This window comes from Aeromonas sp. sif2416, from assembly GCF_019218665.1.
Taxonomy (GTDB): domain Bacteria; phylum Pseudomonadota; class Gammaproteobacteria; order Enterobacterales; family Aeromonadaceae; genus Aeromonas; species Aeromonas encheleia.
The window spans coordinates 178,100-205,025 of the sequence record NZ_JAHUXC010000004.1; the positions used below are offsets into that span (position 1 = coordinate 178,100).

The 26,926-nt window shown below is 60.1% G+C and carries 26 protein-coding genes; 11 read left to right on the top strand and 15 right to left on the bottom strand.

All coding sequences use genetic code 11. The annotated features are described in order from the left end of the window. Positions 1 to 53: 53 nt before the first annotated feature. From nrdA to ubiG, 3 genes are all read right to left on the bottom strand, one after another. A complete protein-coding gene (nrdA, locus tag KW821_RS10005) occupies positions 54 to 2,318 on the bottom strand; it encodes a class 1a ribonucleoside-diphosphate reductase subunit alpha (protein WP_218291336.1) in 2,265 nt (754 codons plus the stop codon). 544 nt (positions 2,319 to 2,862) lie between these two features. After that, positions 2,863 to 3,546 (bottom strand): HAD family hydrolase, encoded by a 684-nt coding sequence (locus KW821_RS10010; protein WP_218291337.1) that lies wholly within the window; start codon positions 3,544 to 3,546, stop codon positions 2,863 to 2,865. Next, the gene (gene ubiG / locus KW821_RS10015; protein ID WP_218291338.1) at positions 3,546 to 4,262 is read right to left on the bottom strand and encodes a bifunctional 2-polyprenyl-6-hydroxyphenol methylase/3-demethylubiquinol 3-O-methyltransferase UbiG; all 717 of its coding nucleotides are present in this window, start codon (positions 4,260 to 4,262) and stop codon (positions 3,546 to 3,548) included. Before ubiG ends, KW821_RS10010 begins: the two co-directional genes overlap by 1 nt. A 187-nt stretch (positions 4,263 to 4,449) precedes the next feature. Between ubiG and gyrA the strand changes: the two genes are divergently transcribed. Further along, positions 4,450 to 7,233 carry a DNA topoisomerase (ATP-hydrolyzing) subunit A gene (gyrA, locus tag KW821_RS10020; protein WP_218291339.1) on the top strand — a complete coding sequence of 928 codons (2,784 nt, stop codon included), beginning with the start codon at positions 4,450 to 4,452 and terminating at the stop codon, positions 7,231 to 7,233. A 294-nt stretch (positions 7,234 to 7,527) separates the two neighbouring features. Further along, positions 7,528 to 7,704: a hypothetical protein gene (locus KW821_RS10025; protein ID WP_218291340.1), complete on the top strand. Its 177-nt coding sequence runs from the start codon at positions 7,528 to 7,530 to the stop codon at positions 7,702 to 7,704. 13 nt (positions 7,705 to 7,717) lie between these two features. Here the strand turns inward: KW821_RS10025 and KW821_RS10030 are convergent, their stop codons facing one another. Next, on the bottom strand, positions 7,718 to 8,770 hold the full coding sequence (locus KW821_RS10030; RefSeq protein WP_218291341.1) for a PA0069 family radical SAM protein: 1,053 nt from the start codon (positions 8,768 to 8,770) through the stop codon (positions 7,718 to 7,720). A gap of 174 nt (positions 8,771 to 8,944) precedes the next feature. Between KW821_RS10030 and KW821_RS10035 the strand changes: the two genes are divergently transcribed. Then, complete coding sequence (locus tag KW821_RS10035) at positions 8,945 to 9,553, top strand: tetratricopeptide repeat protein (protein WP_218291342.1); 609 nt, start codon at positions 8,945 to 8,947, stop codon at positions 9,551 to 9,553. A gap of 9 nt (positions 9,554 to 9,562) precedes the next feature. Here the strand turns inward: KW821_RS10035 and KW821_RS10040 are convergent, their stop codons facing one another. Then, complete coding sequence (locus KW821_RS10040) at positions 9,563 to 9,775, bottom strand: hypothetical protein (RefSeq protein WP_042652215.1); 213 nt, start codon at positions 9,773 to 9,775, stop codon at positions 9,563 to 9,565. Between the two features lie 386 nt (positions 9,776 to 10,161). On the opposite strand from KW821_RS10040, the gene thrS reads away from it, so the two are divergent. The 6 genes from thrS (at position 10,162) to nadS (ending at position 14,171) form a co-directional block, all read left to right on the top strand. Further along, a complete protein-coding gene (thrS, locus tag KW821_RS10045; protein WP_042652214.1) occupies positions 10,162 to 12,090 on the top strand; it encodes a threonine--tRNA ligase in 1,929 nt (642 codons plus the stop codon). Positions 12,091 to 12,111: 21 nt separating this feature from the next. Then, positions 12,112 to 12,642, top strand: a complete 531-nt coding sequence (infC, locus tag KW821_RS10050) for a translation initiation factor IF-3 (protein WP_256351883.1) — start codon at positions 12,112 to 12,114, stop codon at positions 12,640 to 12,642. 88 nt (positions 12,643 to 12,730) lie between these two features. After that, positions 12,731 to 12,928, top strand: coding sequence for a 50S ribosomal protein L35 (gene rpmI / locus KW821_RS10055; RefSeq protein ID WP_005315535.1), 198 nt, complete (start codon positions 12,731 to 12,733; stop codon positions 12,926 to 12,928). A 14-nt stretch (positions 12,929 to 12,942) separates the two neighbouring features. Continuing rightward, a complete protein-coding gene (gene rplT / locus KW821_RS10060) occupies positions 12,943 to 13,299 on the top strand; it encodes a 50S ribosomal protein L20 (protein ID WP_005300683.1) in 357 nt (118 codons plus the stop codon). A 253-nt stretch (positions 13,300 to 13,552) separates the two neighbouring features. Continuing rightward, positions 13,553 to 13,885: a type II toxin-antitoxin system RelE/ParE family toxin gene (locus KW821_RS10065; RefSeq protein ID WP_113995678.1), complete on the top strand. Its 333-nt coding sequence runs from the start codon at positions 13,553 to 13,555 to the stop codon at positions 13,883 to 13,885. 1 nt (position 13,886) lies between these two features. Then, complete coding sequence (gene nadS, locus KW821_RS10070; RefSeq protein WP_218291343.1) at positions 13,887 to 14,171, top strand: NadS family protein; 285 nt, start codon at positions 13,887 to 13,889, stop codon at positions 14,169 to 14,171. Positions 14,172 to 14,255: 84 nt separating this feature from the next. On the opposite strand, the gene KW821_RS10075 is transcribed toward nadS, so the two are convergent. After that, positions 14,256 to 14,927 carry a hypothetical protein gene (locus tag KW821_RS10075; RefSeq protein ID WP_218291344.1) on the bottom strand — a complete coding sequence of 224 codons (672 nt, stop codon included), beginning with the start codon at positions 14,925 to 14,927 and terminating at the stop codon, positions 14,256 to 14,258. Between the two features lie 876 nt (positions 14,928 to 15,803). Here KW821_RS10075 and KW821_RS21715 point away from each other — a divergent pair. Both KW821_RS21715 and KW821_RS10085 read left to right on the top strand, forming a co-directional pair. Next, on the top strand, positions 15,804 to 16,847 hold the full coding sequence (locus tag KW821_RS21715; RefSeq protein ID WP_256353423.1) for a type VI secretion system PAAR protein: 1,044 nt from the start codon (positions 15,804 to 15,806) through the stop codon (positions 16,845 to 16,847). Then, entirely contained in the window at positions 16,844 to 17,377 is a 534-nt protein-coding gene (locus KW821_RS10085; protein WP_218291345.1) for a hypothetical protein, read from the top strand. Before KW821_RS21715 ends, KW821_RS10085 begins: the two co-directional genes overlap by 4 nt. A gap of 25 nt (positions 17,378 to 17,402) precedes the next feature. On the opposite strand, the gene KW821_RS10090 is transcribed toward KW821_RS10085, so the two are convergent. The 9 genes from KW821_RS10090 to KW821_RS10130 are packed head-to-tail and all read right to left on the bottom strand — an operon-like array spanning position 17,403 to position 26,924. Continuing rightward, complete coding sequence (locus KW821_RS10090; protein WP_218291346.1) at positions 17,403 to 19,016, bottom strand: hypothetical protein; 1,614 nt, start codon at positions 19,014 to 19,016, stop codon at positions 17,403 to 17,405. Beyond that, entirely contained in the window at positions 19,013 to 19,561 is a 549-nt protein-coding gene (locus KW821_RS10095) for a hypothetical protein (RefSeq protein ID WP_218291347.1), read from the bottom strand. Before KW821_RS10095 ends, KW821_RS10090 begins: the two co-directional genes overlap by 4 nt. After that, a complete protein-coding gene (locus KW821_RS10100) occupies positions 19,558 to 20,439 on the bottom strand; it encodes a hypothetical protein (protein ID WP_218291348.1) in 882 nt (293 codons plus the stop codon). The genes KW821_RS10095 and KW821_RS10100 overlap by 4 nt, the downstream gene beginning before the upstream one ends. Next, a complete protein-coding gene (locus KW821_RS10105) occupies positions 20,436 to 20,861 on the bottom strand; it encodes a tail fiber assembly protein (protein ID WP_218291349.1) in 426 nt (141 codons plus the stop codon). Before KW821_RS10105 ends, KW821_RS10100 begins: the two co-directional genes overlap by 4 nt. Next, positions 20,861 to 22,903: a phage tail protein gene (locus KW821_RS10110; RefSeq protein ID WP_218291350.1), complete on the bottom strand. Its 2,043-nt coding sequence runs from the start codon at positions 22,901 to 22,903 to the stop codon at positions 20,861 to 20,863. The genes KW821_RS10105 and KW821_RS10110 overlap by 1 nt, the downstream gene beginning before the upstream one ends. After that, positions 22,900 to 23,502: a phage tail protein gene (locus KW821_RS10115; protein ID WP_218291351.1), complete on the bottom strand. Its 603-nt coding sequence runs from the start codon at positions 23,500 to 23,502 to the stop codon at positions 22,900 to 22,902. Before KW821_RS10115 ends, KW821_RS10110 begins: the two co-directional genes overlap by 4 nt. Continuing rightward, positions 23,495 to 24,682, bottom strand: coding sequence for a baseplate J/gp47 family protein (locus tag KW821_RS10120; RefSeq protein WP_218291352.1), 1,188 nt, complete (start codon positions 24,680 to 24,682; stop codon positions 23,495 to 23,497). Before KW821_RS10120 ends, KW821_RS10115 begins: the two co-directional genes overlap by 8 nt. After that, a complete protein-coding gene (locus KW821_RS10125) occupies positions 24,679 to 25,002 on the bottom strand; it encodes a DUF2590 family protein (RefSeq protein ID WP_218291353.1) in 324 nt (107 codons plus the stop codon). The genes KW821_RS10120 and KW821_RS10125 overlap by 4 nt, the downstream gene beginning before the upstream one ends. Then, complete coding sequence (locus KW821_RS10130) at positions 25,002 to 26,924, bottom strand: phage tail tape measure protein (protein ID WP_218291354.1); 1,923 nt, start codon at positions 26,922 to 26,924, stop codon at positions 25,002 to 25,004. Before KW821_RS10130 ends, KW821_RS10125 begins: the two co-directional genes overlap by 1 nt. Between the last annotated feature and the right edge of the window lie 2 nt (positions 26,925 to 26,926).

Below are 26,926 nucleotides of genomic sequence, written 5' to 3' on the forward strand. Positions count from 1 at the left end.
TCTTGAATGAGAGGAAACAGGAGGGCGGGAGCTTGTCGCTCCCGCCCGGTTCATCAGATCTTGCAGGCCCCACCGGCGCAGTCATCCTGCATGTCGGTCTGGGCATCGTCCGCACCATCACGGGTGTTGTGATAGTACAGGGTCTTGAGGCCGTATTTGTAGGCGGTCAGCAGATCCTTGAGCAACTGCTTCATCGGTACCTTGTTGCCTTCGAAGCGGGCGGGATCATAGTTGGTGTTGGCGGAGATCGCCTGATCCACGAACTTCTGCATGACACCGACCAGTTGCAGGTAGCCATCGACGCTCGGCTGCTTCCACAGCAGTTCGTACTGGTCTTTCAGGCGATGGTACTCGGGCACCACCTGCTTGAGGATGCCGTCCTTGGAGGCCTTGACCGAGACCAGGCCGCGCGGCGGCTCTATGCCGTTGGTGGCGTTGGAGATCTGGCTGGAGGTCTCGCTCGGCATCAGAGCGGTCAGGGTGGAGTTGCGCAGACCCACGGTCTTGATCTCTTCACGCAGGCTTTCCCAGTCCAGGCGCAGCGGCTCGTTGCACAGGGCGTCCAGATCCTTTTTATAGGTATCGATGGGCAGGATCCCCTGGGCGTAAGTGGTCTCATTGAAGGCTGGGCAAGGGCCGAACTCGCGCGCCAGTTGCACCGAGGCCTTCAGCAGATAGTACTGGATCGCCTCGAAGGTGCGGTGGGTCAGCGCCAGGCCGGAGCCGTCGGAGTAGCGGGCACCGTTCTTGGCCAAGTAGTAGGCGTAGTTGATGACGCCTATCCCTAGGGTGCGACGGTTCATGCTGCCCTTCTGGGCGGCCTTGAGCGGGTAGTCCTGATAGTCGAGCAGGGCATCCAGGGCGCGCACGGCCAGATCCGCCATCTCTTCCAGATCTTCCAGCTTCTCGATGGCGCCGAGGTTGAAGGCAGAGAGGGTGCACAGGGCGATCTCGCCCTCTTCGTCATCCACGTTGTTGAGCGGCTTGGTGGGCAGCGCAATCTCCAGGCAGAGGTTGGACTGACGCACCGGTGCCACGCTCGGATCGAACGGGCTGTGGGTGTTGCAGTGATCCACGTTCTGGATGTAGATGCGACCGGTGCCGGCGCGCTCCTGCATCATCAGGGAGAACAAGTCCACCGCCTTGATGGTCTTCTTGCGAATGGCCGGATCTTGCTCGTACTTGACGTAGAGCTGCTCGAACTTGTCCTGATCCGCGAAGAAGGCGTCGTACAGGCCGGGGGCGTCGGACGGGGAGAACAGGGTGATGTCACCGCCCTTGATCAGGCGCTGGTACATCAGCTTGTTGATCTGCACGCCGTAGTCCATGTGACGGACCCGGTTCTCTTCCACGCCGCGGTTGTTTTTGAGTACCAGCAGGCTTTCCACTTCGGTGTGCCACAGCGGGTAGAACAGGGTGGCCGCACCGCCGCGCACGCCGCCCTGGGAGCAGCACTTGACCGCGGTCTGGAAGTATTTGTAGAAGGGGATGCAGCCGGTGTGGAAGGCCTCACCGCCACGGATGGGGCTGCCCAGACCGCGGATACGACCGGCGTTGATACCGATGCCGGCGCGCTGGGAGACGTAACGCACTATGGCGCTGGCGGTGGCGTTGATGGAATCCAGGCTGTCATCGCACTCGATCAGCACGCAGGAGCTGAACTGACGGGTCGGGGTGCGCACACCGCTCATGATCGGGGTCGGCAGGGAGATCTTGAAGGTCGACACCGCATCGTAGAAACGCTTGATGTAGTCCAGGCGGGTCTCTTTCGGATACTTGGAGAACAGGCAGGCGGCCACCAGGATGTAGAGGAACTGCGGGCTCTCGTAGATCTCGCCGGTGACGCGGTTCTGCACCAGGTACTTGCCTTCCAGCTGCTTGACGGCGGCGTAGGAGAAGTCCATGTCGCGCCAGTGATCCAGGTGCTCGTTCAGCTCCTCGAATTCGGCCTGGCTATAGTCGGTCAGCAGGTGCTTGTCATACTTGCCCATGTCTACCAGTTTGGCGACGTGCTGGTAGAGGTGGGGCGGCTCGAACTGGCCGTAGGCCTTCTTGCGCAGGTGGAAGATGGCCAGACGAGCGGCCATGTACTGGTAATCCGGGCTCTGTTCGGAAATCAGGTCGGCGGCAGCCTTGATGACGGTTTCGTGGATGTCGGCGGTACGGATACCGTCATAGAACTGGATGTGCGACTTGAGTTCCACCTGAGAGACAGACACGTTGTCGAGCTTCTCGGCGGCCCAGTCCAGTACGCGGTGAATTTTATCCAGATCGATGGGTTCTTTGTGGCCGTTACGCTTCGTCACAAACAAGTTCATTGGCTGATGACCTTTAGTTGATTCCCGAAAAACCATCGCGCCACGTCCTCACCAGGCCGTTTTCGGCAACAGGAGTAGGGGTGTTTGGCGCGATGAATCACAAGATATAGTGTTATTTTGATTTCGAACTACAAGATAGTGAGGTCATCCCCGTATTGCAACGTGTGGATAACCCGATAGCTGTGGATAAATTGTGAGTCTTATCGCCTCTGTTAGTGACTGCTCACAGTGAGTGGGTTTTCATGCGTCCGATCCGCTAAATGCAAGTCTGATGATCGAAGATGGAAAATTTAAATAACTTTTTTCGCTTGCGAAAAGAGGGCGTTTTTACTAGCGATTTTCAGCTGGCTATCCCTTGTGCAGCAAGGGTCAAAAGGTGTCCGATCCCGTCAGGAGCAGCGTTGCCAAAGGCAAAAAAGTGGGGGCTAATTCGGCTCCCCTCATTGTCTCTGTCGACGGCCCCGGGCCAGTGACTTGAGGGTCTAATGGACCCTTTTTCGTGGAAAGCTGCCTGTGACATCCATCAAAGGCAGCTAGGCAGGCACTAGGTCAGCTCGTAGCGCAGCCAGTGGTGCAGCGCCTGCACGGTATCGAACTGCAGATCCGCGCCCCAGTCGGCGGGATCCTCGTCGTCATGCAGATAGCCCCAGCCCGCCACCGCGGTGCGCATGCCGGCATTGCGGCCCGCCTCGATGTCGCGCACATGATCGCCGACATAGAGGCAGTGCGCCGCCTCGACCCCGAGCCGCTCACAGGCATAGAACATGGGGGCGGGATCGGGCTTGCGCACCGGCAGGGTGTCGGCGCTGACCGTCACCCCGCAGCTGGCCAGCGCGGGCAGCGCGGCCAGCAGTGGCTCGGTGAGGAAGCCCGGTTTGTTGGTGACTATGCCCCAGGGCATCTGCTGCTCGTCGAGCCACGCGATGAGATCGAGCATCCCCTCGTAGGGGCGGGTGCCGACACAGAGGTTGGCCGCGTAATAGTCGAGCAGGGCGCTGCGCAGGCGCTGGCTGCCGAGCTCCTCCAGCAGTTCGTCGCCAAGGCCCGCCCTGAGCAGCCCCAGGGCGCCGTGGGAGGTGGTCTGGCGGATGATGTCATCGCCGAGCGGCGCAAAGCCTTCGCTCACCAGCACGTGATTGACGGCGGCGCCGAGATCCGGGGCCGTGTCGAGCAGGGTGCCGTCCAGATCGAACAGCACGCAGCGCAGCGGCGTTGGGTTAGCGCTCATCAGCCTTGCTCCGGGCGCACGAAGGCCACCATGTAGTTGACGTCGACGTTGGCCCCGAGCTTGAAGCGGTTGGAGAGCGGCGCGTAGTGCACCCCGCTCATGTCGCGCACCAGCAGGCCCGCGGCTTCCCCCATGCGACAGAGTTCGGCGGGGGTGATGAACTTCTTGTGATCATGGGTACCCTTCGGCACCATCTTCAGCAGGTGTTCGGCGCCGAGGATCATCATCAGATAGGCCTTGGGGTTGCGGTTGATGGTGGAGACGAACACCCGTCCACCCGGCTTGACCAGGCTGGCGATGGCGCGCAGCACCGAGGCGGGATCCGGCACGTGCTCCAGCATCTCCATGCAGGTGACCACGTCATACTGGCCGGGCGCCTCATCGGCGTGCTGCTCGGCGGTCATCTGGCGGTATGCGAGCTCGACCCCCTGTTCGAGGGCGTGGAGGCGGGCGACGCCGAGCGGCTCCTTGCCCATGTCGATGCCGGTCACCTTGGCGCCGCGGCGCGCCATGCTCTCGGAGAGGATGCCGCCACCGCAGCCGATATCGAGTACCTGTTTACCGAACAGGCCGTCGCTCTTGTCGGTGATCCAGTCAAGGCGCACCGGGTTGATTTGATGCAGTGGCTTGAACTCGCCCTCCATGTCCCACCAGCGGGAGGCAATGGCTTCAAATTTGGCGATTTCGGTCAGATCGACATTGGCATCACTATTCATTTTCGTGGATCCTGTGGCAGGGCGCGCAACTAGCGTGACAGGCGCGCAATCTATTGTCCTGGCGGGCATTATAACGGACGGACTTTGTCAGACCAGCCCGATTTCCGGCTTAAGGTATTTCGCGTCCTGTGTTACTATGTCGCGCTGTTTAAGCCAAAGAACAACTAATTAGGGATTAAGGCTTTCTATGAGCGATCTGGCCAGAGAGATCACGCCGGTCAACATCGAAGAAGAGCTCAAGAGTTCCTATCTTGATTACGCCATGAGCGTGATCGTAGGACGAGCTCTGCCGGATGTGCGTGATGGCTTGAAACCGGTTCACCGCCGCGTTCTGTTTGCTATGAACGAGTTGGGGAACGACTGGAACAAGCCCTATAAGAAATCGGCCCGTGTGGTCGGTGACGTAATCGGTAAATATCACCCCCACGGCGACAGTGCCGTGTATGACACCATTGTCCGGATGGCGCAGGATTTCTCCATGCGTTACATGCTGGTCGATGGTCAGGGCAACTTCGGCTCGGTCGACGGCGACAACGCCGCGGCCATGCGTTACACCGAAGTGCGGATGGCCCGCATCTCCCACGAGCTGCTGGCCGATCTGGACAAAGAGACCGTGGACTGGGTGCCGAACTACGACGGCACCGAGATGATCCCGGCGGTCATGCCCACCAAGATACCCACCCTGTTGATCAACGGTTCCTCCGGTATCGCGGTGGGCATGGCGACCAACATTCCACCTCACAACCTCACCGAGATAGTCAACGGCTGTCTGGCGCTGATCGACAATGGCGATCTCACCATCGATGAGTTGATGACCTACATCAGCGGCCCGGATTTCCCCACCGGCGCCATCATCAACGGCCGCGCCGGCATAGTGCAGGCGTACCGTACCGGTCGTGGCTCCGTCTATGTGCGGGCCAAGGCCGAAGTGGAAGTGGACGAGAAGACGAGTCGCGAGACCATCATCGTTCACGAGCTGCCTTATCAGGTGAACAAGGCGCGGTTGATCGAGAAGATCGCCGAGCTGGTCAAAGAGAAGAAAGTCGAGGGCATCAGCGCCCTGCGCGATGAGTCTGATAAAGACGGCATGCGCATCGTTATCGAGATCAAGCGCGGCGAGTCCGGCGAGATTGTGCTGAACAATCTCTACAAGCACACCCAGATGCAGACCACGTTCGGTATCAACATGGTGGCGCTCGATAACAACCAGCCCAAGGTGATGAACCTTAAAGAGATCCTGGATGCCTTCCTGCTGCACCGCCGTGAGGTAGTGACCCGCCGGACCGTGTTCGAACTGCGCAAGGCGCGGGATCGGGCCCACATCCTGGAAGGTCTGGCGGTCGCCCTGGCCAACATCGACCCCATCATCGAGCTGATCCGTCACTCCGATACCCCGGCCGATGCCAAGGCCAAGCTGATTGCCCGTGGCTGGGAGCTCGGCAACGTCGCCGGCATGCTGGAAAAAGCAGGCGACGACGCGGCCCGTCCCGAGTGGCTGGAGCCGGAGTTCGGCATCCGTGAAGGTCAATACTTCCTGACCGAGCAGCAGGCCCAGGCCATCCTGGATCTGCGTCTGCACAAGCTGACCGGCCTCGAGCACGAGAAGATCCTGGAAGAGTACCAATCTCTGCTGGATCTGATCGCCGAGCTGCTGTTCATCCTGGCAAGCCCGGAACGGCTGATGGAAGTGATCCGCGATGAGCTGCTGGCCGTGCGCGATCAGTACGGTGACGAGCGTCGCACCGAGATCAACGCCTCCAGCGCCGAGATCAACATCGAAGATCTGATCACCCCGGAAGACGTGGTGGTCACCCTGTCTCACCAGGGCTATGTGAAGTATCAGCCGCTGACCGACTACGAGGCCCAGCGCCGCGGTGGTCGTGGCAAGTCGGCCACCCGGATCAAGGAAGAGGACTTCGTGGAGCGTCTGTTGGTGGCCAACACCCACGACACCATCCTGTGCTTCTCCACCCGTGGCAAGGTCTACTGGCTCAAGGTGTATCAGCTGCCGGAGGCGTCCCGTGGCGCCCGCGGCCGTCCGATCATCAACCTGCTGCCGCTGGAAGAGGGTGAGCGCATCACCGCCATCCTGCCGGTCAAGGAATATGCCGACGACAAGTACGTCTTCTTCGCCACCGCCGACGGTACCGTGAAGAAGACCAGCCTGTCTGCGTTCAGCCGTCCGCTCTCCTCCGGTATTCGTGCCATCAACCTCAAAGAGGGCGATGAGCTGATCGGGGTGGACATCACCGACGGCAGCAACGAGATCATGCTGTTCTCCGATGCGGGCAAGGTGGTTCGCTTCGCTGAAGGCAGCGGTCGCGCCGATGCGGACGTCAGCGATGATGCCGACGCGGATGACGACAGCGTCATTGACGCCGGCAACGACGACGAAGGCAGCGACGGCGTTGAAGGCGCCGAGAACACCGAGAGCAAGGGCACCTTCAAGGGAGTGCGTCCCATGGGTCGTACAGCCTCCGGTGTCCGTGGCATCCGTCTGCCTAATGGCAACAAGGTGGTCTCCCTCATCGTCCCCCGTGGCGAGGGCGCCATCCTGACCGCCACCGAGAACGGTTACGGCAAGCGGACCGCGTTGACCGAGTACCCGACCAAGAGCCGTGGTACCCAGGGCGTCATCTCCATCAAGGTGGATGATCGCAATGGCAAGGTGATCGATGCGATCCAGGTCGAGGATACCGACCAGATCATGCTGATCACCAACGGCGGTACCCTGGTGCGTACCCGGGTCGCCGAGGTGAGCATCATCGGCCGTAACACCGGCGGTGTTCGTCTGATCCGTACTGGTGAAGATGAGACCGTGGTCGGCCTGCAGCGCATCGCCGAGAGCGACGAGGAAGAGAACGACGTAGTTGCCATCGATGGTGAGCAGGTTGAAGGTGCAGATACTGCGCCAGACGCCGGCGCTGCCGACGCAGGCTCCAGCGAAGAGGGTGTGGCTGGCGACGAATAATCGCTACCCGCATCGATAAAAAAGAGCGACCCTTGGGTCGCTCTTTTTGTTTGTCCTGCCTTGGTTGCCGTTCGCTCCCGCCGTGGCGATCCACCCGAATTCTTCCGAGCCACATCGGCGTGAGGGCGCCACTCTGCCAAATCCGTGCGCCAGCTCATTCTCATACTCGATCCTTCATCCCTGCGTCATCTGGCTGTCATCCCACCGGGACAGACTGCGGTTGTTCATCGAGGGGTAAGGGCACGATCACGCCCGAGCCCGGAGTGTGCCGATATCATCCAGGAGGAACAGCTTATGACGAGTTGGATCATGTGGGAGATCTGGTGGAGCCGGATGTGGGGAGAGGATGCCAAGGCATCGTCACAGGAAGCGCAGGAGGAGGAAGTCGCTTATGAGCCATCGCGCCTGCCCGCCGAGCTGATCGCACAGGGCAAGCAGGTGCGCTCCTATCCGTCGCGACCGAGGGGTTGATGGCCGCCTGACGTCAGAACAGGCGTAACTGCTCGTTGGGGCGTATGAAGCGATCCAGGTTCAGTTGAACGTGACGCTTGCCGAGCCCCATCCGTTTGCTGATGAGGCGAAAGCGCTGGGCGAGCAGATCCGCAAACTGGCCTTGGCCCCGCATGCGGGTGCCGAAGGCCGGGCTGTTGAGGCTGCCGTCACGGCTGGCCCGCAGCTGGTTCAGGATGGCCTCCTTCTGACCAGGATGATGCTCGCTCAGCCAGTCGCTGAACAGGGTCGTCAGCTCATGGGGCAGCCGCAGCAGTATGTAGTCGGCGCAGCCGGCGCCCGCCTCGGCCGCGCTCCTGATGATCTGCTCCAGCTCGGGCTCGTTGAGGCGCGGGATCATGGGAGCTGCCAACACGCCGACCGGCACCCCCGCCTGGGCCAGTTTCTCGATCACCTTGAGTCGCCCGGCCCCGGTGCTGGCTCTGGGTTCCAGCTGCCGCCTCAGCGTCTCGTTGAGGGTGGTCACCGACACCATCACCTGACACAGCCCCTCCCTGGCCAGTTCGGCCAGCAGATCGAGATCCCGCAATATCATCGCGCTCTTGGTGATGATCCCCACCGGATGGCGGTGGGCCAGCATCACCTCCAGCAGGACGCGAGTGAGCCGGTAATGGTGTTCGATGGGCTGGTAGGGATCGGTATTGGCCCCCAGCACTATGGTCTGTGGCTGATAGCTGGGCCTGGCAAACTCCCGCCGCAACAGCTCGGCGGCATTGATCTTGGCGAACAGCTTGGTCTCGAAGTCGAGGCCGGGGGATAGCTCCAGATAGGCGTGGCTGGGTCTGGCGTAGCAATAGATGCAGCCGTGCTCGCAGCCCTGATAGGGGTTGATGGAGCGGCCAAAGGGAACATCCGGCGAGAGATTGTGGCTGATGATGCTCTTGGCCTGGATCTCGCGCACCTCGGTCTGGGGCGCCGAGGCCTCAAACTCAGGCGCGGCCTTATGCTGCCAACCATCGTCGATGACCTCGATCAGCGGGCCGCTGAAGCGGTGATCGATGTTGTGGGTACTGCCTCGTCCTGCCATAGTCGCCGACCAATACTGTTTATATGTACAGTCATTCTGCTCGGGCGCACGCCAAATTTCAAGTTCCGCCAGCAAGCCACCCTCTAAATGACATCACAGAGAGATCTCCTGCTTGATCCCGTCGCTACATTTCGTTTACATAGACAAAATGAGAACTGGATCACGGAAATCATCATGAAACCCACAACGTCTCGCTGGCTGTTTATCGGAGTGATCGGCCTGGTCATCTGGCGTCTGATCCCGCTCTCCACCGAGCAGGATCTGGCGACAGCCAACCGTGCCTGGCGCGTAGGCCACTTCGAGGAGGCGACCAGGATCTGGCAGCCGCTGGCCGATCAGGGTCAGCCCAGGGCGCTGGCGCTGATGGGCTGGAGCCACGAGGTGGGGCAGGGGAGCGAGCAGGATCTGGCGCAGGCCGTCAGCCTCTATCGCCAGTCGGCGCAGGCGGGGGATGCCTTCGGCCAGTACCGGTTGGCGGAGCTCTACCTGCGCGGGGTGGGGGTGCAGCGGGACTTGCGCACGGCCTTTCACTGGATGGAGCTGGCGGCCCACAACGGCGATGTGCCCGCCATGCTCAAGCTGGGGGTGCTCCATCTGATGGGGGCCAACGGCCGGGTCAACATGGCCGAGGCCAAGCAGTGGCTCTATCAGGCATCCCAGAAGGGCAACAAGCTGGCGCTGCGGGTCTTGCAGGAGCTGGCGCTGGCGGAAGAGGGGCGCAGTGACTTCGATTTCAACGGGCAGTCACTCCTGGAGGCCGGCCAGGCCAGCACGCCAAGCTAGCCTGCGTCTTCAGGCACTGGCGCTGACCTTGCCCGGGGTGACGTCGGTGACGTAGAGGGTGCTGCGATCGGCGCTGTGCACTATGCTGCAGACCTCGCGCTTGCTGCCATCGCTCAGGATCACCAGCTCCCCGAGATGCACGGGGCAGTGCGTCGTCAGTAGGTGATCCGGATGGATAATCTTCTCCGCGTGCTCCGGAAACGAAATGTCATAGGTGTACATCTTTATCTCCTCTCAGACGGGCTCCTATCTGGAAACCTAGCACAGGGAGGGGGCCAATGGGACGCTCGGCGGCAATAACCATTTTCATAATAGGGGGCCCGTCCTGAGTAGGGATGGGCCCGCGCACCCGCTCACGCCATCCGATAACCCGCCCCGTCGCTGTATGCAAAATCGTCGTGGCAACTTGTCTGAGTTGTCACGTCTGATACAATCCTCCGCTGTACCTGTCGATTGATAGCATCACACAACAAATAATTTGTGTGCCACTGTGTGTACCAACCGTATTGTGAACGGTGAAACATCCAAGTGAGAGGCTTGATTTTAAAGGACATTTTCAATTCACACGTGGCCTTTGGTAGGGGTCACCACTGTCAAGGAAATACATAATGCCAATCATTACTCTGCCTGACGGCAGCCAACGTCAATTTGCCCACGCCGTTTCTGTCATGGACGTCGCCGCGGACATAGGTCCCGGTCTCGCTAAGGCATGCATTGCCGGTCGGGTAAACGGTGAACTGGTGGATGCCTGCGAGCTGATCGAAGCCGATGCCTCCCTGGCCATCATCACCGCCAAAGACGAAGAAGGTCTGGACATCCTGCGCCACTCCTGTGCTCACCTGCTGGGTCATGCCATCAAGCAACTCTGGCCCCAGACCAAGATGGCCATAGGTCCTGTCATCGATAACGGTTTCTACTACGACATCGATCTCGATCGTACCCTGACCGACGAAGATCTGGCTGCCCTGGAAGAGCGCATGCTGGCGCTGGCCGCCAAGGATTACGACGTCATCAAGAAGAAGGTCTCCTGGCAGGAGGCGCGCGACGTGTTCGAGGCCCGCGGCGAGACCTACAAGGTCGAGATCCTGGATCAGAACATTGCCCGTGATGACCAGCCCGGTCTGTATCATCACGAAGAGTACGTCGACATGTGTCGCGGCCCCCACGTGCCGAACATGCGTCACTGCCACCATTTCAAGCTGCAGAAGATGTCCGGCGCCTACTGGCGTGGCGACTCCAACAACAAAATGTTGCAGCGGATCTACGGTACCGCCTGGGCCGACAAGAAGCAGCTCAAGGCTTACCTGCAGCGCCTCGAAGAGGCCGCCAAGCGTGACCACCGCAAGATCGGCAAGCAGCTCGACCTGTATCACATGCAGGAAGAAGCACCCGGCATGGTGTTCTGGCACAACGATGGCTGGACCATCTTCCGTGAGCTGGAAACCTTCATGCGTACCAAGCTGCGTGAGTATGACTATCAGGAGGTGAAAGGCCCCGCCATGATGGATCGCGTACTGTGGGAGCGCTCCGGCCACTGGGATAAGTATGCCCAGGGCATGTTCACCACCCAGTCCGAGAACCGCGAGTACGCCATCAAGCCGATGAACTGCCCGGGTCACGTCCAGATCTTCAATCAGGGCCTCAAGTCCTATCGCGATCTGCCGCTGCGCATGGCCGAGTTTGGCTCCTGCCACCGCAACGAGCCGTCAGGCTCCCTGCACGGCTTGATGCGGGTACGGGGTTTCACTCAGGATGACGCCCACATCTTCTGTACCGAAGAGCAGATCATGGAAGAGGTGTCCGCCTGTATCCGTATGGTCTATGACGTCTACGGCACCTTTGGCTTCGAGAACATCGTGGTCAAGCTCTCCACCCGTCCCGAGCAGCGTATCGGCTCCGACGAGGCCTGGGATCGTGCCGAGGCGGCCTTGGCCGAGGCGCTGGTGCTGAACGGTCTGAAGTACGATCTGCAGCCGGGTGAGGGCGCCTTCTACGGCCCCAAGATCGAATTCACCCTGCATGATTGCCTTGATCGTGCGTGGCAGTGTGGTACCGTGCAGCTCGACTTTGCCTTGCCGGGTCGTCTGGGTGCCACTTATGTGGGGGAAGATAACGAGCGCCACGTGCCCGTCATGATCCACCGCGCCATCCTGGGTTCCATCGAGCGCTTCATCGGTATTCTGACCGAAGAGTACGCGGGACTGTTCCCAACCTGGTTGGCACCGACTCAAGCCGTGGTGATGAATATCACGGATAATCAGGCCGATTATGCAGTGAAAGTAGCCAAGGCATTGAATGATGCGGGTCTTCGCGCAAAAGCGGACTTGAGAAATGAGAAGATTGGCTTTAAAATCCGCGAGCATACTTTGAAACGAGTTCCTTTCATGTTGGTCTGCGGCGATAAAGAAGTTGAAGCCGGCAAGATTGCAGTGCGAACTCGTAAAGGGGCTGACCTGGGCACTTATCCTGTTGAAGAGCTAATCGCTCTGTTGACCCAGGAAGTTCAGACCCGCGGACAAAAGAAAGTGGAGGAATAAGCTATAAAAGGCGGAAAAAAACTGGGCAAGCAACCGCAAGCCCGCGCTCACCGGATCAATGAAGAGATCCGTCTGAAAGAAGTTCGTCTGACCGGTTTGGATGGTGAGGCCATTGGCGTCACCACCATTCAAGATGCTCTGAACTTGGCCCTTGAGGCCGGAGTGGATCTGGTCGAGATCAGTCCTAACGCTGAGCCGCCCGTTTGCCGGATCATGGATTACGGCAAATTCCTCTACGAAAAGAGCAAAACCACCAAAGAACAGAAGAAAAAGCAGAAAGTTGTCCAGGTCAAGGAAATCAAATTCCGTCCTGGCACTGACGAAGGCGACTATCAGGTAAAACTACGCAACCTGGTTCGCTTTCTAGAAGACGGGGACAAGGCGAAGGTCACCCTGCGCTTCCGTGGTCGTGAAATGGCTCACCAGGATCTTGGTATCAAGGTTCTGGAGCGAGTCAAGACCGATCTGGAAGAGTTGGCCGTAGTCGAGTCGTTCCCGAAAGTCGAAGGCCGTCAAGCTGTGATGGTCCTCGCACCTAAGAAGAAATCTTAAGGCCCACAAGAAATTGACTCATGGGTTCGCCCCATGAGTCGGTTCGCCTTGCGATTTTGTTGTCACTCACAATGCGGAGTATGATGAAATGCCGAAGATGAAAACCAACCGGGGTGCTGCAAAGCGCTTCAAGAAGACTGGCTCAGGTCGCTTCAAGTGTAAGCACAACCACCTGCGTCACATCCTGACCAAGAAGAGCAGCAAGCGTAAGCGCAAGCTGGGGCCGAAGTTCATGGTTTCTGCTGCCGACCACAAACGTGTTGTCGCTTGTCTGCCGTACGCATAAGGGGGATGTGAAAAATGCCAAGAGTTAAACGTGGTGTGACTGCTCGCGCTCGTCACAAGAAAGTAATGAAAGCCGCCAAGGGTTACTACGGCGCCCGTTCCCGTGTCTACCGCGTAGCGGTACAAGCGGTAACCAAAGCTGGTCAGTATGCCTACCGTGACCGTCGCCAGAAAAAGCGTCAGTTCCGTCAGCTGTGGATTGCGCGTATCAACGCTGCAGCCCGTCAGAACGGTCTGTCCTACAGCCGTCTGATCAACGGTCTGAAGAAGGCTTCTATCGAGATCGATCGCAAGATCCTGTCCGATATCGCCGTTCACGACAAGCTGGCTTTCACCGCCCTGGTTGAAAAGGCCAAAGCAGCTCTGGTTTAATCCGGTTCTGTTATGAAAGATAAAAGGAGGCCTAGGCCTCCTTTTTTGTATCTGCAATTAACTGTTTTATATGGATTTTTTATTTTTAGTGTCCACATATTGCCCCATTTATTTGACTCGATGCCATCGGAGCCTGAGAGCTTAGTGGACGCATTGGCGGCAGGGGTGGGGCACAGCCAGAATGGCCATGTTGCCTCGCTGACTCGTGATGTGTACTATGTACACCATGATGAATGCTCAGAGTGAGTGATGCGTGAGTCACGCGATTGAATTTATTGAGACGTCTATCTTCACTAGACAGATAAAAGCCTTAGCGACAGACGATGAGCTCAGAGCACTGCAAGTCGAGCTGATTGCCCAGCCAGAAAAAGGCGACTTGATCCAAGGTACTGGTGGCTTGCGAAAAGTTCGCATGGCAACAGGCCAGCAAGGGAAAAGCGGCAGTGCCAGGGTGATCTACTTCTTGGCAACTGTAGAGACGATTTACCTGGTACTGGCGTATGCGAAGAGTGAGAAAGAGAGCCTCACAGCAGCAGAAAAGGCTGAGCTGAAGAAATTGACCACGTTACTGAAAGGGGAGGTTTGATATGAACATATTTGACGAACTGAAGGCTTCCCTGGAAGAGGCTGTCGAGATCAAGCAGGGCCGCTTAGAACCTGCTGCACGGACCAAATACGAGGTCGCTGACGTCAAGGCCATTCGCCTGGCCCTCAAGGTTTCGCAGCAAGAGTTTGCCCTAGCACTGGGAACAAGTGTGGATACGGTCAAAAGCTGGGAAACCCGGCGCCGCAATCCAACGGGGTTAGCCGCGAAAGTGCTGGGGCTTATCCAGGATAAACCAGACCTGTTTCGTGAGTTGGCGGCTCACTGACCTGGGCACCAAACAGCTAGAAGAAGGCTCCATAGTTTGGAGCCTTTTTTGTGCAGTAGTTGGAGGGAGGAAATGCATAGTACGCTATGATTTTTCTTGCTTTCTTTGGGACGGTAAGTATGTCTGCTCCACTTGGTCATGGCGGAGAATGATAGTGCCTTGTTTATTCCAGTAGGCACAGTGCACTGAGTTACAGGCTACTCGCAGGTAAGGTCCATTTTTTAACAACGGTGATGTGCTTTCTGTTCTGTCTGGAGTGGTTAAAAATAGGTTTTCTTTGTCTTTTTTTGTAGCTGCAATACCGTTTTGCATTGAGACTACACCCATAAAAATCAGCATAAGTAGCGGCACAAACAACACAACGAATCTTGCATATATTTCGGCACTCTTTTCCATCAGTTGAGTTGTGACTTTAGCGGAAGACATAGTCTCTTTCAGTTCTCTACTGGCCCTGTTCACGCTTTTCAGATGATTGAAAAATATGGTGAGTTTCTCCCGGGTTCGACGAGCAAAGAGGAGAAATACGAGTAGTGCTAAGAAGGCTGCAAATAGCAGAATTGCGTAAAATACGTGTGGCGAGGACATAGTTATCAAGGAAATCACTCCTTGTAACAAAATCAGGTCTGTTGATAATGGGAACTCTTCAGGCCCTAATCTAAACTCCCCCAAATATCCAATGTGGTAGAGAAGGCCAATCAGATAGATTGCTGCATAAATTATGGGTAAAAACATCAACATATCCTGCCAAAATTTCAATGCCGAGTTGACTCCTTCTGTTGAGTTTTGTTTTGGTCTCGATTTACTGATGGATTGTCGGATCCTATGCCTTAGCTCAGTCTGCCTATTCACTCATTATCCTTCCATGGCAATTGATATCGCTGGGTATCGTATGAGCTCCTATCCTGACGGGCAAGCCTCATGAACGCAGGTAGGTATAAATAGGTCTACTTTCAGGGCGGCGATACCCAGTAGTGCCCACGATGGATAGCTGAGCGTGATCAAACAAGATAAACGGTTTTGGAAAGTTGCAGTTCCCAAACAACACGAAAATGAAAATAACATTATGAATTTAAAGTCTTTTCTTCAAATTACTATCAGTCTTCAAGATCCTCCTTATTCAGTCCAATTTTCACGGAAAACACACATAACTAAATATATTCAATGAGTTACGCGTTTTCTTCTGAGCTTATGAGCCCCATTGAACTGAAAAAGCCTGCAAAAAAGATCCTTCTTTGCAGATCCTCAACGCCTTGCGGATCCTTGATGGGGCGCGGCCTGGGCCTATCGTTTTGCGGTAATCCACTTTTGCAAAAAATTTTATCGGTGAACCCCGCAGGCGGGAGCGGATGAGCGCGGATTCCGTGGCGTAGACGCGGCGGTGGACGTCGCCATCGTTCACGGGAGGCTGTGAGCGTACGCAGGCTTCACGTATGATGCAGTCCTGCCTGATGGCCCTCTAGTTGCGGCACCTTTCCCTGGCCATCTTCGGGCTGTCAGGCAGTCTTGGCCATGTCCTGTCGCATAGCAGTTCATTTTGAGACTCGCTTCTTAACTTTCGATTTATAGCTTTGACCAAGCCTCCAGTGACTCCTTAGAGTGCTCTGTTCTTGAATCACAGAACGGGAACTTGCTATGGGTAATGCAGCAAAGGTTGGCGATATTGGAACTGACCATGATGGGTTCCCACCAACCAAGATTATCTCCGGCTCTCCAGATGTATTTATTGATGGTCTCCCGGCCGCTCGTGTAGGTGACCCTCTCGAACCTCATGACAAACCCAATAATCCACAACATCCCAGGTCTATCGCTGCGGGTTCTTCAACCGTTTTTGTGAATGGTCAGCCGCTAGCGTTTACAGGGAAGGGGGTTTCTTGTGGTGGGGTCATCATTGGTGGGGGAACTGTCACTGTGGGTGATGGTGCTCCCTCCGCCCGCGCCGCGGCTATGGCATCGGCGCCCAGTCCCGTGGAAATTCCGGCATCATCACCTGGTTATTGGCCCCCATATAATCCTATTACGGGTGAGTACCTTGACGTCGTCTATACACAACCGGTTCAAACTGTCGCTGTACTGACCTTTGAAGAACTCCAAGCGCTTTGGAAAGAGCTGAATGCCAAAGATCGTCTGGGGGATGCCAAGTCCATCAAAGATGCCGGTGAAAGGATTCGTCTCGCCCAATCTACAGCGAAAGCGCTAGGTGGTATGGGGGTAATTGCGTACACCAAGGTTATCGATGGTGAACCCTATACGATCATCAAGAACTATAAGCAGGTTCACAAAACGATCCCTGGGAATATCTGGAAAGCCAGCAATCCCAAGATTCTCAGGTTGGGTATAGGCGCAAAGGCGAATGCCCACTTGGTCAAGATGGGATTCTTGGCTGATTTTGTCTTCTCCGTTTCGGTAAACGTCATCGACTACATCTTACGGGATGAGACGACGATGGTAGATCTCTTCAGCAATGTGGGCATAGACCTTGTCAAAGGCACACTTGCTAATGGAGTTGGAATTATTGCTGCGGGAGTTGTTGCGACTGTGTTTGGTCTCGGGATCTTGTTAACCGGGACGGTTTTTGCCCTGGCAACGATTGCTGCTGGTAAGATTATCGACTTTGTTGACGAAGAGGCAGAGCTTTCAGAGATGATGAAACAAGCGGTTAAGGCAAAGTTTGAATGACTGGGCAGATCTCATGGCAGATGCGAGCCAGTGGATTGGTTGTCGCATTACTCGGAATAGGTGGCCTTTGGATGGCCATGGTGTTTGGTTCTGAATTCATCGACCTGCAAGCACTTACACCGGCAGATCCGTTGCGAATGAATGACTGGCGGGGATGGTTCGCTATCTTCGTTAGTCTACTAGCGGCCCCTTTCATGCTATACGCCGGTGGAAAGCTGATATTTTCTCGGGACATGCCTGAGCCAGACCTTTCCTCAAAAGCGGTTAAGCGGCGGGTGATCTTCGTTGTCACCCTGATTGCTATTGCTGCTGGTTTGGGACTGCTGACACAAAAAGTCAGCATGTCGAATATTGAACGTTTGGGATGGGAGCAGTGCTACGTCAAACAGACGAGCTGGCGATTTGGCAAGGAGATCTATTCTCAAAAGTGTGAAGCACATGGTCTTATGAAACTGGACCATGCGTTAGACAGACTCTCTTTGGAAGCACTGAAAGAGAAGTTAAACAAAGAGATGTTTGAGCAAAAATGAGAAAGGGCCTTAAAGGCCCTCTGTTTTATTCGATGATGGGAGAGAGTTGGTTGGCCAGTTGCTTGGCTTGTTGGCCGTGTTCCGTCATTGCCGCGCTGTTCCCTGGTGCTGGTCCGCTGCCGTGGGTATGGCCAGCCGTGGCGGCGGCCAGCTGCTCCACCACGTTCATCAGTTGCAGCAGTAGCCGGAAGATGTTCACGCTATCCGTTCCCACCCAGGAGCGGGGCGCCTCCAGGTGCTGCAGTTCGCCTGCGACCGCTCGGCGCAGTTGTCCCACCACCTCGACCAGATCTCCGGCCGTGGTCTGGCTCAGATTGCCGAGGCTCCCCAAGGTGAGATCGTCGCCGGCCAGCAGCTCGATGGCCCCTAGCGCCTCGATGAGCTTGAACCCGCCCACCTCTTCGACGCTGTGTTGCGCCACCTGCAGCCGATGCTGGCCATGGTCCCCCAGGTAGTCATCGCTTTGATGCTGCATCTGCAGGGCCTGGTCGTGCAGGCGGCGGTCGGTGTGGCGGCAGAGGTTCCCCACGGTATCGATGCGGCTGAACACCTCGGCCCGTTGCTGCTGCAGTTGCTCGCCCGGGGCGATGTCGGGCAAGGCCCAGCCGCTGCCAAGCACGGTGCGGATAAAGGGCCGGTCGGCCCGGCCGAAGGCGAACCCCAGCTCAACCAGGGTCCCCTCGACGGGGAACTGCAGCAGGCCCTGCTCCTGCCCGCCGAACAGCACCGGCAGCGGCACCGCCCGATACAGCGGGGCGGCCTTGTCCGGCTGGCCATCCTCGCCCAGCAGTTGCACATCCACCGCGTAGCGCGGGCGAAAGGGGTCATTGAGCTGGCCGGCAGTGGCCTGATCGCTTACCGCTTCGACCCGCCCGAACTTTGGCAGGTGCATCTTGTCCGCCAGCTCCGGGAACTCGCCCTCCATCTTGCGTCGCTCCGGCGACTTCACCGGTTTGCCGGGTGTGGCCGTGGCCAGGGTCATCTCATCGCCCTTGAGGCGTACCCGCATCACCCGCTTGCCGTTGATGATGGCCCCGGGCCGGATGGTCGGCACCGGCGACAGGGTGAGGGTGTCGCCCGCCTGGCGACCTGACCAGGCGGGATCTAGCGTCACCTCCTTGCCATGCCAGCGGCTATGGGCATGGCTGCCCACGTAGATGGCGCCATCCGGTTGCTGGTACCAGACAAAGTCCGGCACCTCGAAGGCGCGCCCGGCGTTATCGAGCAACTGATAGCCGGTGCCCGCGCTGGTGAAGTTCGGGATCGGCCGGTCGGTGTAGTCCGCCCCCTGGGGCAGCAGGAAGGTGAGCCCGCAGCGGTCGGTCAGCCAGGCCAGCAGGGCGCGCAGGGTGGCATGCTGCTGGCTGATGGGGAGGCGGGATCCCAGGGCACCGGCGAGCTCCCGACACAGCAGCTTGCTGGCACCGTTGGCGGCGGGGTGCACATCGTACACGTAGCCCGTGAACCAGCGGCGCAGGTCGCCGTTATAGCCGGTGTCCAGGGTGAAGGTCTGCCCCTTGCTGGCGGTGCCCTCGATGGTGAGGGCGGCGCGGCCGCCGGCGTTGAGATCCAGCACCAGGTCATGGCCGATGAGGTGCACCGGTTGGCCGGCAAGGGTCAGTGAGGTCGTCAGTTTCATGCCAGCATGTCATCCATCGGTTGGAGCACGTAGCGCTCAAAGCTGCTGAGGCTTTGCGACTCGTTCTCAGTTTCTTTGCCGCCGGGCTTGGCGGCGCTGGTGTTGGCAGTGCCCTGGCCCACGGTCGGGGCTTGCTTGGGCAGGCGCTGCTCGCGTTTCTCCGGTACCGAGTTGAACTCCTTCAAGGTGAATTGCACCTGCCAGGCCAGCAGCCCCTCCTGTTCGCTGGCGGTGATGCGCCCGGCGAACCTGGCCTGGCGCACCTTCACCGACTTGGCCAGGAGCGACCCGACCCGGTAGATGTGGCGCTTTCCGCCGTTGCCCTTGGCGTCGGCCAACTCAAACAGCCGGCTCAGCATGCGCTCCTCTTTGAACGGGATAAGACCCGAAACATCGAGCTCCTTGCCCTTGGCGCCCTGCTCGGCGCTGCTGGTCGAGCTGGTCTGGCCGCTCTGGTCCTTGTCCTGAAACTGCATCGATGCGGACACCCGCATCGACTTCATGATGATGGGTTCGCCATCCAGGGTCAGCATGGCTTGGCTCATGGGGTCAACTCCTGCCAGAAGGTGAGCGGGGAGGGGGAAAGCAGCAGGGCACCGACCGTCATGCTCATGCTGTGGTCGGGGGACGTGCTCTGCTCGAGTTGGGTGGCGAGGCTCGCCGCATCTCCCAGGCCTTGCCAGTGCCAGAGCGTGCCGGATAGCGTGCCAAGTTCGGCCAGGGCGGTGGCCAGCACATCGAGGCGTGCGCTGCGGCGCAGGGCTAACCCCTGTAGCTTGTCGATGGGGCTCTGGCTATCCCTGGCGAGGCTCTCCAGTTGGGACAGCTCCGCGCCAAGTGCCGCCCGGGCAGGGCGCAGCGGTGCCCAGCAAAGGGGCTCCCCGGCGCGCCAGCGCGGCACCCTGGCGGCGGTGGGCTGGTGCATGGTGTCGTTGCTGGCCGTGAGGCGGCGCAAGGTGGCGCACCACTCCGGCAACGGCAGCAGGGCGCAGAGGAGCGCCAACTGCCGGGCTAGGTCTTCGGCGCTGTTGCCGGTCACCAGCCAGGCGAGGGCATGCTGCTGCCCGCTGGGCTGCCGTGGGTCGGCGCCATCCTGCAGCTTGGCGGCCAGGGCCGCCACCGCGTTGGGGGCGGACAGATGGTGCTGGGTGCCCTGCAGTTGTCCCACTCCGTGCTGATAGGGGGTGACGGTGAGGCAGTGGCCAATCACCAGCAACCGGTCGAGCTCGGCCCGAAGACCGGCCAAGCCCCCGGCCGCCTCGCTAAGCGGGTGGCGCCGATACTGGGCCCGCGCGGCCAGTCCCTGCAGTCGGCCCATGGCGCTCGCCTGGCTCGCCGGGAGCTGCCCCAGTACCTCCCGGGAGCGGGTGTGCAGGGTGTCAGCGCTCGCGGGCCAGCGCAGCGCCCCCTGGGCCCAACTCATTGGGGCATCTCCGGCCAGGTGACCGAAGTTGGCCAACCCTCGCTTTGCGGCAGGCGCATCAGGGCGATGCGATAGCGTTGCAGGGCTTCCAGTTTGTCGAGCTCTTGCGGGGTGGCCAGCTTCAGCTCTTTGGCGTCCTGCAGAGGGGCGATGTGCAGGGTGGCCTCGGCCTGCAGGGTATCGAGTTTGCGCTGCTGCTCGGCTTCGCTCGGGAGGTACTCGGGTTGGGCCAGCGTGCGGATCTCGCCGAAGTCGCCAAACATGGCGCGCACATAGAGCTCGCGCCCATGTTCGGCCGAGTCGTCCTTGCGGGCGGTAAAGGTGACGAACTGACCGGGCAGGTGGGCAAAGGCCACCTCCATGTCCAGGGCATCCGGTTGGTTGGTGTAGGCGATGACGTTTTTGGCGGTGATGATCTCCATCAGGCGATCCTTATCCAGAGTGTGATGCGGGTATCGAAGGGGCCGCCCGAGCCGAAGGAGTAGCCTAGGCACTTCCAGGTGCCAGCCAATTTGGCGCCGTCCTGGTGCCGTTCCCCTGCCGAGGCCGGTACCAGGCTGGACCCCGACACTGTGGCGCCGATGCCTTTGGTGGCGCCGGAGACATTGGAGGCCAGTACATAGGTGCCCACCTGCCCGTAACTGCTCGTGACGATGTCGGCGTTGCCCTGTGCTGCGGTGTGGGTATGGGCAGACGGCGGCATGGTGCCGGGCTTTCCAGTGACCTCTCCCCAACTGGGCCAGCGCGCGGCATAGGCCGGGATCCCTGTCAGTTGGGACCAGGGGTGAGAGTGGCTCGCCGCAGCCGCGCCGAGCTCGGCCGGCGTGGGCTTGTTGCCGGTGTTGTAATCCCGGGTCCAGGGTGTCCAGGCACCGGTGCTGTACTGCGCCCGGCGCCAGACCCGGCTGGAGTTGTAGACCAGGTAGGTCTGCTGGGGACCGGCGCCAGAGCTGACGATGAGCGCCCCCGCGCTGTTCTCCGGGTAGTGGCGGGCTGCGGAGGCGTTGGCGTTGGCATGCTGGGCATACACCTTGGGCTCTTTCAGAGTGTCGAGGTCTTCGGTACCCAGATTGATGGGGTTGAGCCAGGAGCCCTGGTGCGAGTGAGACGTGGGCGAAAGGCCGTTCAGGGCTTGTTGCAGGCCTTCGACTTCCTGGATGGTCGGCTTGTGGCCAGTGTCGAAGACCTCGCGCCACGAGCTCCAGGTTGAGGTGTTCGCGCTGTAGTTGCGCATGGCCAGGACTCCATCACCGTCGTATGGCCAGGCAATCTGGATCAGAGGCTCGGTCGCATAGATGCGCTTGGTCTCGCAGTAGAAATAGTTGCCTGATGTCGGGGGCGCGTTCTTGCTGCCGGTCTTCGCGTACAGCCCGAAGTCACCCGCTTTGCAGGTGTTCATGTCCTTGTTGTAGGTGACATCAAAGGCGGTCCCGTTGTTGCTCAACATATCGCGGCGCGCTTTGTAGCCGCTGGTATCGAGCTTGCTGGCGAGCGCTTGCGTTAAGCCCGCCACGTTCTCCATCAGATGGCCGTGGCTGTTGTCTTTGATCTCCACCGCGATGTTGACGCCCTGGGCATCTTCCAGGATCCCCTTGCCAGTCACATCACCGGAGAGCTCGATGGTGCGCTTGCGGCGCAGGTCGGTGACGCTGCCGTCGTTGTTGATGGTGGCGACCTGGGCCACGTGGTGTTGATAGCCGTTGCCGTCCACATAGTCGGCGAGGGCCGGCACGCTCAGGGTGAGGGTGACGTGATTCACCCAAGCATTGAGCAGGGAGCCTGCCCGGTAGATGTCGAGCCAGAGCCCCACCGGCTTGGCGCCGGGGGTGACTTTCCTTACCTCGTCGAGCTGGGCGCGCAGGCCGCCCACATAGGCCACCCCGGGCTGCACCTTGTAGACGCCGGCCTCATTCACCAGCTTGAAGCCGTCGCCGTAGAAGGTAGCCGGCCCGAAGAACTGCAGGGCCTGCAGGCGCAGGTCGTCGTCCATCCCGAGCAGGCGGGCGGCATAGTCAATCTGCCAGGTGCTGGCATCCACGTGGGTGGCGGTGGCCTCGCTTGCCCGGTCGTACTCCATCAACATGGACTTGACCAGGCTGTTGCCGGTCTGGCCGGTGGCCTCATTGGTTTTGAGCTTGGTCTCCAGCCCCTTGTGCACAATCATCCCCACCATGCCGCTGGCCTTGTTGATGAGGTACAGGGCATTGAAGCTGAAATCGCCGACCGTGGTGTCCATCACGATGGTGTAGGCCACCGCGTCGTTGTTGATGCGACCGCGCTGATCGACTGCGCGGCGATGCACGATCTGGCCCGCCGGAGGCAAGCCGAGATCCGGGCTTATCGGCTGGTTCGGGTCCAGGCCCGGGATGTTGGCCAGCACGAACTCATCGAGCACCACCGGCGTCTGGTTGGCGAGGCTCGCCTGCAGGTAGCTGGCGAAAGCGTTGGTAATGATCTGGCTCATGGGGTCCTCTTGAGTGTCGCGCCGAACACCTGCTGACCCATGTCGATGCGACCGGGGCGCAGGGTGGCGGTGACCGGGTAAACCACCTGGAAGCGGTAGCGGCGGCAGGTGCGGCCATAGTGTTGGATGAGGGTTTCCATCAGTTGCTGGTTGCTCGCGATGGCGCTATCGGTCACCTCGATGGTGATTACGTCCCAGGGCGTGCCGGCCTGGCGTTCGTGGATGTCGCACCAGCCGATGCCAAGGCGCTCGAAGATGCGCTTGAAGCCCGCCACTTCGCCGGCGTCTCTGGCGTTCACAAAGGCGAACTTGACCCGCTTGCGAAAGAGCGGCAGCGGCTCGCCGTTGAAGCGGGCGATGTCCCGCTCCCAGGCGAGCAGGGCCAACAAGGACTCCGAGCAGGTCAGCGGGTCTTGCTGGGCCAGCGGCAGCAGCAGCCAGCCCTTGATCCGTTGCCAGAAGGCGTTGATGCCCTTGGCCAGGAACCCCGGCTCGGCATGGGCCGGGCTGATGGTGTAGCCGTCTTCCCACCAGGGGGCGCTGGCATCCGGTAGCCGCGGCGCCTGCAGCTCGTGCTCAAGGGGCGTCGGGTCAGTCATGCAGGGTCACCTCCAGCGAGCTCAGGCGAGGGATGGCCAGCCCCGCGACGATGTCACTCTCGCCAAAGCGCAGGCTCAGGAGCTGCGGGAACTGGCTGTGTAGCTCGCGGCCAAGCTGGGAGAGCGAAAAGCGCGAGCGCGGCCAGGTGCGGGTGACGGCCGGGAAGTCTGCGGACTGGCGAAATGCCGCCCTGACCAGGTTCTCGGCACCAGTCTTGAGCGCGGCCCGCTGTTCGTCGGTGAGGTTGGCCTGGGGCCAGAGTGCCAGGGTGAGGCTGTGCTGGGTCTCGGGGATGCTCATCACGAACAGATCATCCCCGTGGCCATGGTTGCCCTGGCGGCCCACGTAGTCGTTGAGCTGATTGATCAGGCTGGCCGGGGTGGCCCCCACCTCCAGCAGGATGTAAGCGTTGGCGGTACCGGGTCCACGCGGGGCGTCGTGCTCGAAGAAGATGTGATCGGCGCGGATCCCCGCGACGCTCGCCAGCATGGAGCGGTAAATCGCGTCGATGTGGTAGCGCCCCACCGCCGAAAACTGGTTCTGGATGCGCAGGCCGAGCGCATCGTTGCTCTCGACGTCGCTGCCCTGGGTGGTGATCCACTCCTTGTCATCGTTACGGGCCGAGAGAATGCCGGTCACCGGTTCGCTCAGCAGGTTGTAATATCCCGGGGCCAGGTTCCAGGCCGCGCCGGCGAGCTCGGCCTCGCACACCACCCGGGCCACCGCTTCCCCGGCCGGGCTCACCACCGCCTGCAGGGGGCGCAGGCGATAGATGGTGCCGTTGATGCGTTCGGTGGTGACCCAGATGTCGGCCGGGATGGTGACGGCGTCGCTCGGGTTGGCCTTGACGAAATTGACCAGGCCCCGGGTCTTCTGGGCCGCCTTGCGGGTGAGATCCACATCCCAGGCCTTGAGGTCCAGATAGGCATCGGTGGCGGTGGCCGCGAAGGTGTTGGGCAGCACGTGGCCCGCCAGCAGGGTGCGGATAAGCCAGAGGGCCGGGGTGATGACCACGCCGCGCACCAGCCGCCAGAAGGGGCTCACATCGCTGTCGTTGGTGATGAGGGAGCCGGCGGCCACCACTTCCTTCTTGAGCTCGGCCTCCATGGCCGCCTCGGTGGTCGGCACGCCGGCCTCGGCCAGCAGGGCCATAAAGTCTACGGTCGGGCGCAGATTCACAGGGTTACCTCCAGTTCGCCGAATTCATAGGTGCGGGCGGTGACCAGCATCCGGTCGGGGGCCTCTTCGCTGATGAATATGGTGCCGGGCACCAGCCGCTCGTCGTCTTCAACCAGCAGCTCAATCTCGGTCATCACGTCGCTGCGCAGGGTCGGGCTGCGCTCGCCGATGAGCTTGCGGGCGAGCCCGGATTCCATGATGCGGTGCTTGATGTCCTGACCGATGCTGTGCCGGTCCTGGGTGGTGCGGGGCTGGCCGCCGGCATCGAGCTGCCAGGCACCGTTCACCACCAGGATGTCGATGTACTTGGGGTCGCTCATCACTTGGTCTCCAGCCAGGCGTTTTCTGCCAGTTGTTCCGGGGTCATGGGGTTCTGGTTGGTGATGTGCACCTCGCCGATGTGCAGGGACTTGGCGGGCTTCTGGTTGGCAGAGCTCGCGGCTGCGTTGGCCTGGATCAGCTGCTGGCCCAGTCCGCCGGCAGGCACCTTGCTCTGCTCCGGCTGGCGGTAGCGGGCGAGGGGGGCGGTGATCGAGGCCTGTTGCTGCTCTGCCACCATGGGGGTGCTGACCGTCCCCGGCATGACCGGGAGGGTCAGCGGGGTGAGCGCGGGCATCTGCAGATCCGGCATGCTGCCGAGCTCGATATTGACCCCCGGGATCAGGTTGAGCTTCTCGATCAGCCAGTCCACCGCCCGCCCCAGCAACTGAAAGGGGCTCAGGTTGCCGAGTAGCTGCATGAAGCTGACCCAGCCAGCGGCGGCTCCGTCGATCATCGCCTGGACTGCCTCAAACACGCCCCAATCCGCCAGGGTCTTCTTGAGGTCGTCCCAGTAGTAGATCGCCAGCCCAATAGCCCCGACGAGCAGCCCGCCGACCACATAGGCCAGCAGCACGGCCGGGTTCGCAGCCATCATGATGTTGACGGCCAGCAGGATGGCGCGAAAGGCAACCAGCCCGGCCTTGAGCAGGTTGAGCGGGGCGATCAGGAGCGACCAGGCAATGCCGAGCCCCAGGGTGGCCAGCTTGGCCACGCCAGCGACCAGCATCCAGGCACCGGTCACCATGCCGAGGCCCACGATGGCCAGCAGGGCATAACTCACCGCCCGGGTGAGGTTCGGGAATAGGTGGGTCCAGCGCAGCACGGTGTCGGCGCCATCGGCAAAGACCCCCACCACCTTGTGGATGGCTGGCAGCACCACCCCGAAGGCGGCAGCCCGAATGGCGAACCAGGCTTGCGTCACCCGCTCCCACTGGTCGGTCATAGAGGCGGCCATCTGCTCGGCCTTGCCCATGCCATGGGTGTTGGCCAGGGCGTTGATGTTGGTGGAAAGGGCCTTGGTGTTGGTCATCAGGAGTTTGACCATGGCCACCGCCTCATCCGAGCCAAACGCCTTCTTTAACTCGTCTCCCTCGGCCACGCTCAGGGTCTCGCCATAGCGCGCCTTGAGTTTGTCGAGGATGGTGAGCACCGGCAGCATGTTGCCCGCGGCGTCGGTGAACTTCATGCCGAGCGCCTTCTGGGCACTGCCCACCCCGGCCAGGAAGGCCTTGAACTTGGTCCCGGCTTCGCCGCCGCCCATGGTGGCCTGCAGTTGGCCCAGCACGGCGAACTGCTCATCCATCGACACCCCGGCCGCCGTGGCGTTGGCACCGATGGCCCCAAAGGCATCGGCCATGCCTTGGCCGGTGGTCTTGAACAGTTGCACCGCGAGCGCCGTTTTGCCGGCCACATCCTCCACCCAGTTGGCCTTGCCCATTCTCTTGGCCTGCTGCTCGAAGATGCCGTACATGGTGCCCATGTAGTTGGTGATGGTGGCGGTGTCGGCCTTGGTGGCCTTGGCCAGAACGGTCGAGGCGCGGGTGAAAGCGGGCAGCTCGTTGCCCTCCAGCCCTGCGATGGCGGACTGGATATCGTAGGAGGAGCGGACAATCTCGGTGGCCGAGTTGCCGTACTGCACAGACAGCTTGAGGGCTTCCCGGCCGAGCGCCCCGAGCACGTCCTTTTGCACATCGAGGGAGGCCACCTCGGAGAGGGCCCGGTCCATTTCGATGGCAGGACCCAGGGCCGCCTGCACCGCCAGCCCGCCGGCGGCCAGGGTGGTGGCCCCCATGGCCATGTTGCTCCAGCCCTGGCGGCCCGCCTTGCTGACCTTGTCCATCTGGGCATTGATGCCGGCAAGGGGCTTGGTGACCTGGTCAACCAGGGCCACCTGCATCATCAATTTTTCCATCCAGGCCATCA

Bases quoted from the DNA above. Each gene is read 5' to 3' on its own strand.
- KW821_RS10035 (WP_218291342.1), top strand. From the start codon at position 8,945: ATGAAACCCACAACGTCTCGCTGGCTGTTTATCGGAGTGATCGGCCTG.
- KW821_RS10095 (WP_218291347.1), bottom strand. From the start codon at position 19,561: ATGAGCCAAGCCATGCTGACCCTGGATGGCGAACCCATCATCATGAAG.
- KW821_RS10110 (WP_218291350.1), bottom strand. From the start codon at position 22,903: ATGAGCCAGATCATTACCAACGCTTTCGCCAGCTACCTGCAGGCGAGC.
- KW821_RS10010 (WP_218291337.1), bottom strand. From the start codon at position 3,546: ATGAGCGCTAACCCAACGCCGCTGCGCTGCGTGCTGTTCGATCTGGAC.
- rplT (WP_005300683.1), top strand. From the start codon at position 12,943: ATGCCAAGAGTTAAACGTGGTGTGACTGCTCGCGCTCGTCACAAGAAA.
- KW821_RS10105 (WP_218291349.1), bottom strand. From the start codon at position 20,861: ATGGAGATCATCACCGCCAAAAACGTCATCGCCTACACCAACCAACCG.
- KW821_RS10115 (WP_218291351.1), bottom strand. From the start codon at position 23,502: ATGACTGACCCGACGCCCCTTGAGCACGAGCTGCAGGCGCCGCGGCTA.
- rpmI (WP_005315535.1), top strand. From the start codon at position 12,731: ATGCCGAAGATGAAAACCAACCGGGGTGCTGCAAAGCGCTTCAAGAAG.
- KW821_RS10030 (WP_218291341.1), bottom strand. From the start codon at position 8,770: ATGGCAGGACGAGGCAGTACCCACAACATCGATCACCGCTTCAGCGGC.
- KW821_RS10130 (WP_218291354.1), bottom strand. From the start codon at position 26,924: ATGGCCTGGATGGAAAAATTGATGATGCAGGTGGCCCTGGTTGACCAG.
- KW821_RS10025 (WP_218291340.1), top strand. From the start codon at position 7,528: ATGACGAGTTGGATCATGTGGGAGATCTGGTGGAGCCGGATGTGGGGA.
- ubiG (WP_218291338.1), bottom strand. From the start codon at position 4,262: ATGAATAGTGATGCCAATGTCGATCTGACCGAAATCGCCAAATTTGAA.
- KW821_RS10085 (WP_218291345.1), top strand. From the start codon at position 16,844: ATGACTGGGCAGATCTCATGGCAGATGCGAGCCAGTGGATTGGTTGTC.
- nrdA (WP_218291336.1), bottom strand. From the start codon at position 2,318: ATGAACTTGTTTGTGACGAAGCGTAACGGCCACAAAGAACCCATCGAT.
- KW821_RS21715 (WP_256353423.1), top strand. From the start codon at position 15,804: ATGGGTAATGCAGCAAAGGTTGGCGATATTGGAACTGACCATGATGGG.
- KW821_RS10090 (WP_218291346.1), bottom strand. From the start codon at position 19,016: ATGAAACTGACGACCTCACTGACCCTTGCCGGCCAACCGGTGCACCTC.
- KW821_RS10125 (WP_218291353.1), bottom strand. From the start codon at position 25,002: ATGAGCGACCCCAAGTACATCGACATCCTGGTGGTGAACGGTGCCTGG.
- KW821_RS10100 (WP_218291348.1), bottom strand. From the start codon at position 20,439: ATGAGTTGGGCCCAGGGGGCGCTGCGCTGGCCCGCGAGCGCTGACACC.
- KW821_RS10040 (WP_042652215.1), bottom strand. From the start codon at position 9,775: ATGTACACCTATGACATTTCGTTTCCGGAGCACGCGGAGAAGATTATC.
- nadS (WP_218291343.1), top strand. From the start codon at position 13,887: ATGAACATATTTGACGAACTGAAGGCTTCCCTGGAAGAGGCTGTCGAG.
- thrS (WP_042652214.1), top strand. From the start codon at position 10,162: ATGCCAATCATTACTCTGCCTGACGGCAGCCAACGTCAATTTGCCCAC.
- gyrA (WP_218291339.1), top strand. From the start codon at position 4,450: ATGAGCGATCTGGCCAGAGAGATCACGCCGGTCAACATCGAAGAAGAG.